The following is a 12415-nucleotide window of genomic DNA, read 5'->3' as shown; positions in this document are numbered from 1 at the left end:
AGGGGAAACACCCCCCGGTGCCCGCCGGACGCGGGCACCGGGGGGTGGGCGGCCGTCGTCGAGAAGACCTGACAACGGTTCTCCGGTCAGCTTCGCCTCACTGCGTGGCGAAGTTGACGGACTCGTAGTCCCAGCCCGGGGAGACGTCCATGTTGATGTCGGAGGGATCCTTCAGGGTGAAGGCCACCTTGAAGTTCAGGGTCTTGCCCGGCTGGATCGAGACGGTCGGCACGTCGATCCTGTTGTCCGTGTCAAAGATCATGCCACTCTGCTCGCCACCGGAGCTGGCCTGCAGGCTGATCTCGAAGGCATCGTGGGCCTCGGAGGTGCCGTTGACCACGCTCACGTCGAACATGTGATGCTGGCCGTCCTCGTTTTCGATCGAGGCCCACTCGGACGGGGTGAACGGCTGCGGCTGGCCGACGGTGACCGCCAAGCCGTTGTGCCAGGTATAGGTGTCGCCGAACGTCGGCTGCCCGGAAGCGATCGGGGCCTCGGCTGCGGCCTCCTCCGACGCCTTGTCGGAGGCCTCCTCGGACTCCGTCGCCTCGGTAGCGGCGGTCTCGTCAGACTCGGTGGCAGCGGCCTCGGTCTCCGTGGTCTCCGACTCCTCGGCGGCGGACTCGGCGGACCGCTCAGCCTCCTCGGACTCCGTCGCCTCGGTGGCAGCGGCCTCGGTCTCCGTGGTCTCCGACTCCTCGGCGGCGGCCTCGGCGGACTGCTCGGCCTCCTCGGCGCCCTCGGACGACGCCGCCTCGGCCGACTCGCTCGAGGCCGGTGCCTCCGAGGAAGCGGACGCCGTGGCGTCGTCGCCACGGGTCACGGTGCCCGGTTCGCTGTCGCAGGCGCTCAAGGACAGCATCAGGGCAGGAACGGCCATCCAGGCCAGGGTCTTTTTCATGGGATTCCTCCATGCGGGTAGGGATGGGAAGCGTGCCCGCCGCCCCTGAAACAGTGACCAGCGGGAACACAGTGCACGTTAGGAATCGGGGCGGACACGATAAGCGTCCGTCCAGTCCACCGTCAGCCTCGACCTCTGCTCAGGCCCATCCTCCCCACCAGCCTTCGAGGTCCGGCGCCTCGCCCACGGGCGCCCAGCCGAGCCGCGCGATCGGGAGCGTCAGCGTCCTCGCCGTCCCGCCCCGCGCTTCCCGACGGCGGCCCCGCACCCCCGTCAGCCGCCCCACCTCGCGGACGGGGCCGGCTCCGTCCGGCTCGCCGCCGGCGGTGAGCACCAGGGTCTCCACGCCGGCCCGTTCGAGGCGCAGGAGCAGCTCGCTCGCCGCGGCCGGGTCCGGGCGCCGTCCGGGCTCCGCCGGGCACAGGGGCTCGTGCACGAGCACGTCCCAGTCCGGGGTCTCCTCCAGTGCCGGCTCGGCAGTTGCCCCGCCCTCCGGCGACGCCACGCGCGCCACCCGCGGATCCTCCAGGCAGCCGCGGGCCGCGGCACCGAGACCGCTCGCGTCCACCGCGACCCGTGCCGCAGGGAACAGCTGCAGAGCGGCGTCCACACTGAGCACCACGGCGGCCTCGTCCGCCGTCGTTGCCGCTCCCGCCGGCCTGCCACCGGCTCCGCCCGCCCCGGCACCGTCCACCCCGGCACCGCCGGCCATCCGGACCCCCACACGTCGCGGCCCGTTCAGACCCAGCGCCCACCCGCGGGCGGTCGGCGCGGCGATCTTCCCCGCCAGCGTCAGGGCCTCGGCGTTCTTCACGCGCCGGGCCCGAACAGGGTCCTCCCGGCCGCCGAAGTCCTCCCCCGGCTGCCAGGCGACCGCCTCACGCACGTGGCGCAGCCGCGCCCCGCAGCGCCACAGCCGCGACGCAAGCTCCCAGTCCTCACCGCCGTAGCCCACGAAGGACGGGTCGAAGCCCCCGGCCTCCTCGTAGACCTGACGGGCCACCGTCAGCACGGCGGAGATGACGAACCGGTACGAGGTCGCATCGGCCCGCCGCAAGTCCTTCGTCTGCGCGTAGCCGTCGATCAGCCAGGCCGGCTCCTCCAGCTCGGCTCCGGCCGGCAGACCCGCCCCAGGGGCCCAGCCGGCCTCCACCGCCCGCGGATCCACGTGCCGCCGCCGCCCGACCACCACCGCCTCCGGGTCCGCCAGCGGCAGCGCACAGGCGGCCTCAAGGTAGCCGGGTTCGGGAATCATGTCCCCGTCGAGGAAAGCCAGCACCCGCCCCGCAGCGGCCCGAGCGCCCAGGGCCCGGGCCGCAGACGCCCGGAACCCGAGGTCGGCCTGCCGCACCACCCGCACGCCGAACGGCAGCCCGTCCGGGATCCGCGGGGGCCGAGGGGAGCCGTCGTCCGCGATCACCGCCTCGAACCGCTGCGCCGGCATCGTCTGCCGCGCCAGCGCGGCCAGCAGCCGGTTCAGGCCCTCCTGGTCCTCGTAGTAGGGCACGACGACGGACACCTCAGTCATCCCGTCCGCCTCCCTCCACCGGGACCGGCACAGGCCGGCGGCACTCGAGCGCCCGGGACCAGACCTCCGCGAGCGCCCGCACGGTGTCCTCGGGCGTGGGCGCCAGGGAGACGTCGGGCGCCAGCCTGGTCAGCGACGGGTCGGCCACCGCGGCGGCGAGCGCCCGGGTCAGGGCGGCGAGCACAGCATCCTCGCCCGCCGGCTGAGCCGCACGGTCCCCGGCCTCGGGACCGGCACCGCCTGCCGGGCCCTCGTCGCCCTCCCCGGGCCGGGCCACGTGCAGGGTGCCGGGGCGCAGGGCGTCCATCTCCTCCACGTAGGCGCCCGCCGGGACGATGCACCGGCGGCCGTGGCCCATCCACGTCGCCAAGGAGCCGGAGGCGGACACGTTCCGGTGCGCCGCGAACGGCACCGCGGCCGCCGCAAGCGCGGCGGGCAGCTGCTCGTCCGGGACGAAGCCGGTCACCCTGAAGGCGACCCCCCTGTCCGCGGCGGCCCGCTCCAGCTCGGCGACGAGGTCGTCGTGCCCGGCCGCCACCGGCCCGAGCGCGGTCACGCGGTCCGGGAACCCCTCCAGGGACACGCCCCGCGCCACGGCCTCACCGCGCACGGCGGCCAGGGCGGCAATCGCCTCGGCATGGCCCTTGCCGGGGTACAGGTGGCCCAGCACCACCACGTCCCGGCCCAGCCCCTCGATCTCGGGTTCCCCGTCCTCCCCACCGACGTCGCCCCGCGCGTCCGGCACGGGCAGCGGGACCACGGCGATCGGCGCCGGCTCCCCCGTGCCCCGGTCGTACGTCCCGTCGTCCCCGGTCGCCGGGTCGCGGGTTCCCCCACACGCTTCCCCGCCGAGGCCCTCGGCGTCCGCGCAGGCGGCACGCAGGAACCCTGCCTCGTGCTCGCTGGCCACCACCACGGCGGCGAAGGACCGCGCCAGCTCGGCGTAGGCCGCCGCCCGGGCCGCATAGCGCGCGGCGCCCTCGGCAGGCTGGGGCACATCGTGCAGTGCGATCGTCGCAGACGCGGGCAGCACCTGCCGCAGCACGGCGGCCGCCTCGGCAGGACCGTCCCCGAACAGCGCGTCGGTGACGTCCACATGGACAGCCCCGCCCGCCGCCGCGGCCGCCCCCAGCCGCTGCCCCGCCGCACGGAACGCGTCCGCATCCGGGCAGCGCACCAGCTCCACGTCCCAGGTGCCGGCCAACGTCTGCTGGGCGCGTGCCGCGGTCTGCAGGGCGTGACGGGTCACCCCGTGCTCGGCCGGCCCGACCGCCACCAGGTGCACCCGGCGTGCTCGGCCGGTCACGGCAGCATCCTCAGCAGCCGGATGCGGGCGGCGAAGCGTTCCATGCCGGCGGCCACGCAGGCGGGGTTGGACAGGTACCAGTCCAGATGCGTCTGCCGCACCACCGCGTCCAGAACTGTCTCCCCGCCGATGGTCCACTCCGGCCGCGGTTCGCAGTCCAGCCCGAGAGCCTCGACCACCTGTTCCTCCACCGGTGTGCGGATCCCGCCCAGCAGGGTGCGACCGTCCGCCGGAAGGGCCGCCTCCGGGCACAGTCCGGTCCGCCGCCCGATCTCCTCGGCCACCCGCTGCGCCGCCGCCAGCAGCAGCGGGTTGTCCGGGTGGTTCACGGCATGGAAGCCCACGCCCCGCTCGGCGGCCACCAGGTCCGAGACCGGCAGCAGTCCCCTGACCTTCTCGCGGTGCGCGAGCAGACCCACGGATTCCTCGGCCGCCTCCTGCAGTGAGGCGGGATCCACGGGAAGGCGGGTGCCGGCGCCGCAGGCGGCCGCGGCACGCACGGCGACCTCCGCACCGGTGAGGCGGCCGTGTGCCTCCACCAGGGTCCGCAGGTCGTGATACGGCACCAGTGGCGGATCCTCGCCGGGACGCTCGGCGGCGCCGGGGGCGGCCTTCCAGTGCCGCAGCGTGGTCTGCCACGGGAAGCGCGAGGTGCAGTAGAGCACCGGCACGCGCACCAGCTCGGCGCCCTCCGGCAACAGCGCGGCCAGCTGGCCCGTCCCCACCGGCATGCCGCGGTAGTCGTCCGGGATCGGCTGGGAGACCAGCACCCGGGCCCGGGCCACCAGACGGTGCAGCAGCGGGACCTCGTCCGCGGTCAGCTCGAACGCCGGCGGGACACGGACGGAGGCCAGCTCGCCGTCGGCCAGCGCGGTGCCCGGCTCCTCCCCGAGCAGCAGCCGGAAGGACTCCCCCTGGCAGTTGCCCCACACCAGCAGCAGCGGCTGCTCGGGCAGGGGCGTGAGCCCGTAGAAGTGCCCATAGTGGCGGCGGCGTCCCTCCACTTCAGGGTCGAGTGAAGGCGACTGGGCTGTGGTCACGGCACCTCCCGGAGTGGTGGAATGGCGGGCGCGCTCCGACCGGGGGCGCCCGCCCACACTAGGGGCGGCCCGCCCGCAGGAGAAGCGCTGGGCGTCGCCGCCGTCAGGAGTATGCATGCCGCTCATCGTCCAGCCCGTTCCCGCGGACCACCCGTATGTACGGCACCTGCTCCCCCTCCCGGACTCCTCTCCCGACGGCGAGCGTGACGCCGCTGCGGGCCCGTCCGGCCCCCACGGAGCCGGGTCCGGGGGTGATGCGACGGCCACGTCAGTGGAGCACCTGCCCGACCCGGAGGTCCCCGGAGCGGAACCGGGCGTGTGGTGGCCGCCGTCCGCCCTGACCCCGGAGTGGATCCGCGAGCACCGCCCGGACGTGCTGCACGTGCACTTCGGCTTCGAGCACTTCACCCCGGCTCAGCTGCAGGCGGCCATGGATGCCGCCGATGACGTCGGCACAGCCGTGCTGGTCACCGTCCATGACCTGGAGAACCCCCACCTGCCGGAGTCCGAGCAGCCCGCGCACCGGGTTCGGCTGGCCGTGCTGCTGGCCGCCGCGGACGAGGTGGTGACGCTCTCCACCGGGGCCGCGGAGGCTGTGCGGAAGGACTACGGGCGTGAAGCCATCGTGATCCCGCACCCGCACGTGCTGCCGCTGGACCGGGAGGACGAGGACGCCGCGGGCGAGGGTCCCGGTCCCGGCGAGGAGCTCCTGGTGCTGGTGCATGCCAAGGACCTGCGCGCCTCCGTGGACCCGGAGCCGCTGCTGCCTGCCGTCGCGGAGGGGGTGCGACGGCTGCGGGCGCAGGGCCGTCCGGCACAGGCGGTGTTGGAGATGCAGGAGACCACCCAGGACCCGGTGCGGGCAGACCGGCTGCGGGCCTCGGCGGAGGAGCTCGGGATCCGGGTGTGGGAGCACCCGCGACTGGACGACGCCTCCCTCCACGCCCTGCTGCGGCGGGCCGCCGTGTCCGTGTTGCCCTACGTGCGGGGCACGCACTCGGGCTGGGTGGAGATGTGCCGGGACCTGGGGACGCCGGTGGTGGTGACGGACGTCGGTGCGATCGCCTCCCAGGTGGCGGACACGCCCCTGCCGGGCGAACAGGCGTCGGAGGCGGGCCGCCCCGGGGAGGGGGTGGCCGTCGTCGGGATGCAGGACCCGGCCGCCGCAGCGGAGGCGATCCGGCGCATGGCTCTGAGCCCCCGGAAGCCGGCACCGCCGCTGTGGCGCCGGACGCAGCGGGCCCAGGTGGCGTCCTCCCACGCCGCAGCCTGTGCGCGGGCGGTCCGCACTGCGCGGCGGCAGCACGCGGAGCGTGTGGCCGTCCTGGTGATCACCGGGGACCGGGACACCCACCTGGCCCGGGTACTGCAGGCACTGGAACGGCAGACGCGCCGGCCGGATGAGGTTGTGGTGGTGTTCATGGGCCAGCCTGACGGGCAGGTGCCGGAGACGGACCTGCCGGTGACTGTGGGGCACGTGGCCGCCGACGGGCACCTGCCGCTGGCCGCCGCACGCAACCGTGCCGCCGCGCTCGCATCGGCCGAGATCCTCGTGTTCCTGGATGTGGACTGCCTCCCCGCGGACGGCACCGTGGAGCAGCTGGCCGCGGAGGTGGCCGCCCACCCGCACGCGATGGTGATGGGCACGCCGCGGTACCTGCTGCCGGACTGGCGCGAGCGGACCGGTCTCGCGGAGGCCGCCCTGCCCGAGGACGCGGCCCTGCGCGCGGCGTCCGTGCCGCACGGCGCCCGGGCACACCTGCCGGCCGGGGACTCCGAACAGTGGCACATGGTGTGGACGCTCGTGCTGGCGATGCGGCGCAGCCTCCTGCAGGCGATCGGCGGCCTGGACGAGGGCTACGTCGGCTATGGCGCCGAGGACACGGACCTGGCCTTCCGCGCCCGTGACGCCGGGATGGGCCTGCGCTTCCATCCGGCCGAGGTGTTCCACCAGCACCACGGCGTGCACCGTCCTCCGCTGAACCACCTCGAGGACATCCTGGTCAACGCCCGGCGTTTCCGTGCCGTGCACGGCCTCTGGCCCATGGAGGGCTGGCTGCGCGAGTTCGCCGCGGCCGGGCTCGTCGACTGGGACGAGGACGGCGGGCGGCTCGAGCTGCGGCGCCGTCCGACCGAACAGGAGCTCGCCGCCGCGAAGGTGGCGGACGCCGCCTACTGACGCGGAGGCCGGAGGTCAGCGCGGCCGCCGCCCGGCGGTCAGCGCGGCTGCCGCCCGGCGATCGTGCGCTCCACGGCCCGTTCCCACAGGTCGGCGTACTCGTCCGGCGGGGTGAGCAGGGCGGCAGCCAGACGGTCCGCGGAGCCCGGGTCCTCGGCCGCGGCCTGCACAGCGCCGGCCCAGTCGGTCACCGGGTCCTCCCAGACGGCCCAGGGCACCCCGGCGCAGCGGCGGGCGGCCTCGGCGAATCGGTGCTGTTCCGCGAAGGGGCGCGGTTCCGGGGCCATCACCACGGGTCGTCCGGAGGCGACCGCCTCCACGGTGCCGCCGTGGCCTGCGGAGACCACCACGAGGTCTGCGGCGGCGAGGACCCCGGGGACGTCCTCGGCCCACCCGTGGAGCACGAGGTTCGCGGGAAGTCCGCCCTCCCCCGCACGCGCCGGGGCGGTCCCGTCGGTGGCCCTGTGGGCGCTCGCATTCCTCTCCGCCTTCCTCTCCGTCGCCCCGGCGGAGAGGGAGGCGGGGGCCTCCTGCTGTCCCTGTCCGCGCACCGGCCCGTGCACGTGCCAGACCGCCTGCGGGACCGCCTCCGCCGCACGTCGGAGCGCGTCCACGGCCACGCCCCCGCCTCCGGTGGCGGTGAGCACGGCGATGTGCGCTCCCCGGAGGCCGGCCGGGGGCGTCGAGGCCCTCCGCTCGAGCCGCCCCGTCAGATCCGCCGAGCCGAGGAAGGTCGTCCGGTCCCCGTGCTCGGCCCGCCACCGCGGGTCCTCGAGTTCGGCACGGTAGTGGGCGAACAGGTGGTCGGCCTCGGCGTAGACGATCCGGTGGGCCGCGTCCGTCCGGTCCCCGTGCATGCGGCGGTGTGCCACGGGGTAGCCGGCCAGGCGCAGGAACAGCGCGGCCTCCACGGACACGTCCACCACGGCGGCCTCGGCGCCGGTCCTGCGGGCGGCGTCGAAGAGCGCGGCGAACCGGTCTCGGATCGCCGGGCCGGTGGGTGTGTGGTGCAGCGGCGACCCGGTGGGCTGGACGTGACCGTCCACGAGGTCCGAGGGCAGGGGCAGCACGGCCGGGCGGGGCACCCGCGCGGTGGCAGCGGCCCGGCCGACCACCTCCGCCGCGCGCGCGTGCGCCGAGACCACGGTGAGGTCGAACCGTCCCGTGCCGGCTGCCGCGGCTGCATGCTGCAGGTGTCCGGAACCGTGCTGGTGCGCGTAGTAGAGGACGCGCCTCACACCGTGCCCCACGGACGCTCTGGGCTGCAGCGGTGCGCCTGTCCTGTCCGGTTCGACGTCGGGCCGTTCGGCCCCGGCCCCAGGCCCGGCCCCGGCCCCGGCCCCGGCCCACGGTCCGCCGAAGACGTGCTGCGCTGGATCGCCTGACGGAGCAGGGCGTCGTAGGACTCGGCCATGGCGGCGGCGCTGAAGGTCTGTCCCCATGCCCGGGTGGCGGTGCGGCTGCGTGTCCGGGCGGTGTGCACGGCGGCGGTGAGGGCGGCGGCGGTGTGGTGCTCGGCCAGCGCCCCGGCCTGCGGCGCCACCACCTCGGCCATGGCGCCGGTCAGCACGGCCGCCACCGGGGTGCCGACGGCCATGGCTTCCACGGCGGTCAGCCCGAACGGCTCGGCCCACAGCGGGGTGACGAGGCAGACCTCGCCCTCCCCCATCAGCGCGGCGACCTCCGCGTGGTCCAGGTGCCCGCGGTGCACCGTGTCCTCCCCGAGCAGCGGCAAGACCATGCGCTCCACGTAGTCGTGGTCTGCGATCGGCCCGGCGAAGTGCAGCTCCATCCCGGCCCCGCGCGCGGCCTCGATGGCCATGTGCAGGCCCTTCTCCTCGGTGATGCGGCCGACCCACACGGCGCGGCCGGGGACCGGTTCGGAGCCGGACTGCCACAGCTCGGTCTCGATGCCGTTGTGGACCACGTCGATCCCCGGGATCCAGTGGGACCAGGTGGCGGCGTTCGCCGCGGACACCGAGGCCCAGCGGTGGAGCGGAGACGGCCGCCAGCCCGGGCGGCCCAGGACTGCCAGCACCCGGGGCAGAGTCGCCGGGGTGTGGAGGACCGTCAGCATCGGCAGTTCCTCCAGGAGCTGCAGCGGCACCGGGGAGAGCGAGTTGTTCAGCACGGCGTCGAATCCGCCGCCGAGGACCTGCTGGCAGGCGGCGGTCAGCGCGGCGTCCATGACGTCGTCCGACGGCGGCGTCCACGGCTCGGCAGACCACCAGCGCGTGCCGTTCACCGGGGTCTGGCACTGCTCCTGCACGCCGTCCGCCTCAGGCGCCGGCCGCGGACCGGGCAGGACAGGCAACGTCGGTACCACGGTCACCGACCCTGCCCGAGGCCCGACGTCCCGGGCCTCCAGATCGCTGCCTTCCCGGGCGAAGACCGTGACATCGTGACCGAGCCGCGCCAGGTGGCGGACCGTGAGCGCGGTATGTGCCTCCAGCCCACCGTCGAACGGGGGACGCAGGGGATGGCGCGGATGCGCGAGCAGTGCAAGACGCACGGTGCCTCCTCAGGAAGGGCGATTCGCCGCACACCGGGTGGGCCTGCATGACGCAGCGGGTCCAGGGGTGCACCTGGACTGCCCCCGACGGGAACGGCGAAGCGCGGATAGAACCTGACTGTATGCCATGGGGCGCCTTCGACCGTTCGAGTCCCTCTGCCACGCCTGTGAGCAGTCCTGCGCACAGCCCGTCACCCTGCACCGATGCGTCCTGCGCACAGAAGAAAAAGGGCCGGAATCTCAACGATTCCGGCCCTTATCCAGCTGTGGAGCTAAGGGGAATTGAACCCCTGACCTCGTCATTGCGAACGACGCGCTCTACCAACTGAGCTATAGCCCCGTGCTCACTTACCTTGCGAGAGGCACCCGTGAAGCATACTCCCGTTCGCGCCCGGCCACCAATCCGCGCTGCAGCCGGCGTCCGACGGCCACGGCGAGCACCACGCCCACCACGTCCGAGACGATGTCCCAGAGGTCTCCCGAGCGCTGCCGCACGAACGTCGCCTGCGCCCACTCGCTGACCGGGGCGTGCACCAGGAACGGCACGGACCACCAGGCGCTGCGTCCCAACACCACGGCCGCCAGCGTCGGCGCCGCGAACACCGCCACGTGGATGAGCTTGTCCAGGAAGGGGATCTCGAACCCTTGCGCGGGCAGGCCCTCCCCCGGCAGATAGAGGACCACCAGGTGCGCCGCCACGGCGAGCACGAGCAGCACGGCCCACGCCCAGGCCGGCAGCAGGGGGCGTCGTCCGTGCGGCCCGCCGCCGTCTGCCGTCGGCCGGGCACGACGGCGGCCACCTCCTGCTCGTTCCGGGTGCGCTCCAGGCATGCAGACCAGCATACGAAGCCCCGTACCCCACCACCGCCAGGTGAACGCTCCCTGACTTCCTGGTGGAAACTCACAGTCGATCCATGACATGGTCATCTGCGGACCCGGCACGTGCGTGCGCCCCTGCCGCACGCTGTCCCGGGTCCGTTGTCCTGTGTCCACACTGACGAAAGGAACCTGCATGCCGCCCGCTTCGGACGGAGCAACACTGACCACCCTCGGCGTCGTCGGCGTCGTCGTCCTCCTGCTCGTCTTCTACGGCGGCACCATGTGGATGTCGGTCGCGATCTCCCGGCGCAAGGAGAACGCAGACTCCTACATGACCGCCGGCAACAAGATCGGCTTCGGCATCTCCGCCGCCTCCATGACCGCCACCTGGATCTGGGCGTCCTCCATGTACGCCTCCGCCTCGGCCGGCTACACCTACGGCATCTCCGGCCCCATCCACTACGGCCTGTGGGGCGCGCTGATGATCCTGTTCATCTACCCGTTCGGCAAGCGCATCCGCTCCGTCGCACCGCGCGCCCACACCCTGGCCGAGGTCATGTACGCCCGCCACGGCCGCTCCTCCCAGCTGATGCTCGCCGGCTCCAACGTGCTCGGCTCGGTCATCTCCCTGACCTCGAACTTCATCGCCGGCGGTGCGCTGATCGCCATCCTGTCCCCGCTGCCGTTCGGCGCGGGCATCCTGATCGTGGCGGCCGGCGTCCTGCTCTACACCCTGTGGTCCGGCTTCCGCGCCTCCGTGCTGACGGACTTCGCACAGGTCATGGCGATGCTTGGGGCCTGCGTGGTCATCATCCCGGCCGTGTTCTTCGCCGCCGGCGGACCGGCCATGTTCGAGGCCGGCGTCGCCGCAGGCAACGTGTCCGCCGAGCAGCAGGACTTCTTCTCCTCCGAGGCGTTCATGAAGCAGGGCGCGCCGTACATCGCCGCCGTGCTCGCCTACGCGATCGGCAACCAGACCATCGCCCAGCGCCTCTTCGCCGTGCGCGAGGACCTGATCAAGCCGACCTTCGTCACCGCCACCATCGGCTACGGCGGCTCGGTGATCGGCATCGGCATGCTCGGCGTCATGGCGCTCTACCTCGGCATCACCCCCATGGACGGGGACGTGAACAACCTCATCCCGCAGATCGTCGCCGAGTACCTGCCGCTGGCCGTCGTCGCCCTGGCGTTCCTGATGATCATCGGCTCGTTGTCCTCCACCGCGGACTCGGACCTGTCCGCCCTGTCGTCGATCGTCATGGCGGACATCTACGGGCAGTCCAAGGGACGCGGCAACGCGGACCCGAAGACCATGCTGCTGATCGGCCGCATCACCATGATCGTGGCCACCGCGGCCGCCCTGTACTTCGCCACGGCGAAGTTCAACATCCTGGACCTGCTGGTGTTCGTCGGCGCCCTCTGGGGCTGCCTGGTGTTCCCGGTGATCGCCTCCTTCTACTGGAAGAAGGTCACCAACGCCGCGTTCACCGTCTCCGTGCTGGCGGCCCTCGCCGTGTTCCTGCCGGTCCGCTTCGGCTGGTTCCCGGTGGACGGGCTGTGGGGCATCGTGGTGGAGGCGCTCTGCGTGATCGGCGTGGGCGTGGTCCTGGGCATCATGGCGTTCGGCTTCTTCGGCCCGACCGCCGGCAAGGTCGTGGGCATCGCCGCCTCCGTGGCCATGTGCTTCGTGGCCTTCGGGTTCCTGCGTGACTACCTCGAGCTCTCCGGCGCGCTGGTGGCGTACGCGGTGTCCTTCCTGGTCTGCTACCTGATGTCGTTCCGCTCCACGCAGGAGTTCGACTTCGATCGCATCAAGCAGGTCACCGGCGACTTCGACGACCGCGACCTTGCGGCCACCGCCGACGAGAAGCAGACCGCCGCCGCCCGCTGAGCACACCGACCGACAACAGAGAGGCAGCTGACATGACCGTCGCCCTGACCGTGTACGTCCTGATGTGGCCCGTGATCGTCTTCGGCGTGCTCGCCGTGATCGCCGGCAACTTCTTCAAGGAGATGCGCGAGGCCCGCAGGCAGGGCCGCCCGATGATCTGACCGGTTCCGGACGGACCGTCCTCCGCGCACCCTGCGCACACAGCACGGCGGGGACGAGGCACAATCGCCTCGTCCCCG

At 73.4% G+C, this 12415-nt stretch carries 10 protein-coding genes and 1 tRNA gene; 3 read left to right on the top strand and 8 right to left on the bottom strand.

All coding sequences use genetic code 11. The features are described 5' to 3' along the window. Positions 1–97: 97 nt before the first annotated feature. From HMPREF2863_RS10515 to HMPREF2863_RS10500, 4 genes are all read right to left on the bottom strand, one after another. Positions 98–901, bottom strand: a complete 804-nt coding sequence (locus tag HMPREF2863_RS10515) for a hypothetical protein (protein ID WP_070639988.1) — start codon at positions 899–901, stop codon at positions 98–100. Between the two features lie 139 nt (positions 902–1040). Continuing rightward, a complete protein-coding gene (locus tag HMPREF2863_RS10510) occupies positions 1041–2429 on the bottom strand; it encodes a glycosyltransferase (RefSeq protein WP_070639984.1) in 1389 nt (462 codons plus the stop codon). Then, positions 2422–3735, bottom strand: coding sequence for a hypothetical protein (locus HMPREF2863_RS10505; RefSeq protein WP_070639982.1), 1314 nt, complete (start codon positions 3733–3735; stop codon positions 2422–2424). The genes HMPREF2863_RS10510 and HMPREF2863_RS10505 overlap by 8 nt, the downstream gene beginning before the upstream one ends. Continuing rightward, the gene (locus HMPREF2863_RS10500; protein WP_070639979.1) at positions 3732–4775 is read right to left on the bottom strand and encodes a WcbI family polysaccharide biosynthesis putative acetyltransferase; all 1044 of its coding nucleotides are present in this window, start codon (positions 4773–4775) and stop codon (positions 3732–3734) included. The genes HMPREF2863_RS10505 and HMPREF2863_RS10500 overlap by 4 nt, the downstream gene beginning before the upstream one ends. A 115-nt stretch (positions 4776–4890) precedes the next feature. Between HMPREF2863_RS10500 and HMPREF2863_RS11625 the strand changes: the two genes are divergently transcribed. After that, positions 4891–6954 (top strand): glycosyltransferase, encoded by a 2064-nt coding sequence (locus tag HMPREF2863_RS11625; RefSeq protein ID WP_067189535.1) that lies wholly within the window; start codon positions 4891–4893, stop codon positions 6952–6954. A gap of 38 nt (positions 6955–6992) precedes the next feature. Here the strand turns inward: HMPREF2863_RS11625 and HMPREF2863_RS10490 are convergent, their stop codons facing one another. The 4 genes from HMPREF2863_RS10490 to HMPREF2863_RS10475 form a co-directional block, all read right to left on the bottom strand. Then, a complete protein-coding gene (locus HMPREF2863_RS10490; protein WP_246828882.1) occupies positions 6993–8192 on the bottom strand; it encodes a glycosyl transferase in 1200 nt (399 codons plus the stop codon). Next, positions 8189–9466 (bottom strand): glycosyltransferase, encoded by a 1278-nt coding sequence (locus HMPREF2863_RS10485; protein ID WP_082739657.1) that lies wholly within the window; start codon positions 9464–9466, stop codon positions 8189–8191. Before HMPREF2863_RS10485 ends, HMPREF2863_RS10490 begins: the two co-directional genes overlap by 4 nt. A gap of 267 nt (positions 9467–9733) precedes the next feature. Next, positions 9734–9806: transfer RNA gene (locus HMPREF2863_RS10480), tRNA-Ala, on the bottom strand. An 8-nt stretch (positions 9807–9814) separates the two neighbouring features. Then, positions 9815–10297, bottom strand: coding sequence for a VanZ family protein (locus tag HMPREF2863_RS10475; protein ID WP_135103318.1), 483 nt, complete (start codon positions 10295–10297; stop codon positions 9815–9817). A gap of 181 nt (positions 10298–10478) precedes the next feature. On the opposite strand from HMPREF2863_RS10475, the gene HMPREF2863_RS10470 reads away from it, so the two are divergent. Both HMPREF2863_RS10470 and HMPREF2863_RS12220 read left to right on the top strand, forming a co-directional pair. Beyond that, positions 10479–12176: a sodium:solute symporter family protein gene (locus HMPREF2863_RS10470; RefSeq protein WP_070639970.1), complete on the top strand. Its 1698-nt coding sequence runs from the start codon at positions 10479–10481 to the stop codon at positions 12174–12176. A 32-nt stretch (positions 12177–12208) separates the two neighbouring features. Next, positions 12209–12337 carry a putative transporter small subunit gene (locus HMPREF2863_RS12220; protein WP_209279948.1) on the top strand — a complete coding sequence of 43 codons (129 nt, stop codon included), beginning with the start codon at positions 12209–12211 and terminating at the stop codon, positions 12335–12337. Positions 12338–12415 lie beyond the last annotated feature (78 nt).

It is taken from the genome of Micrococcus sp. HMSC067E09 (genome assembly GCF_001812555.1).
Lineage (GTDB): Bacteria > Actinomycetota > Actinomycetes > Actinomycetales > Micrococcaceae > Micrococcus > Micrococcus lylae.
The sequence above is the reverse complement of the archived record's forward strand: the minus strand, read 5'-3'. Positions and strand labels throughout refer to the sequence as shown.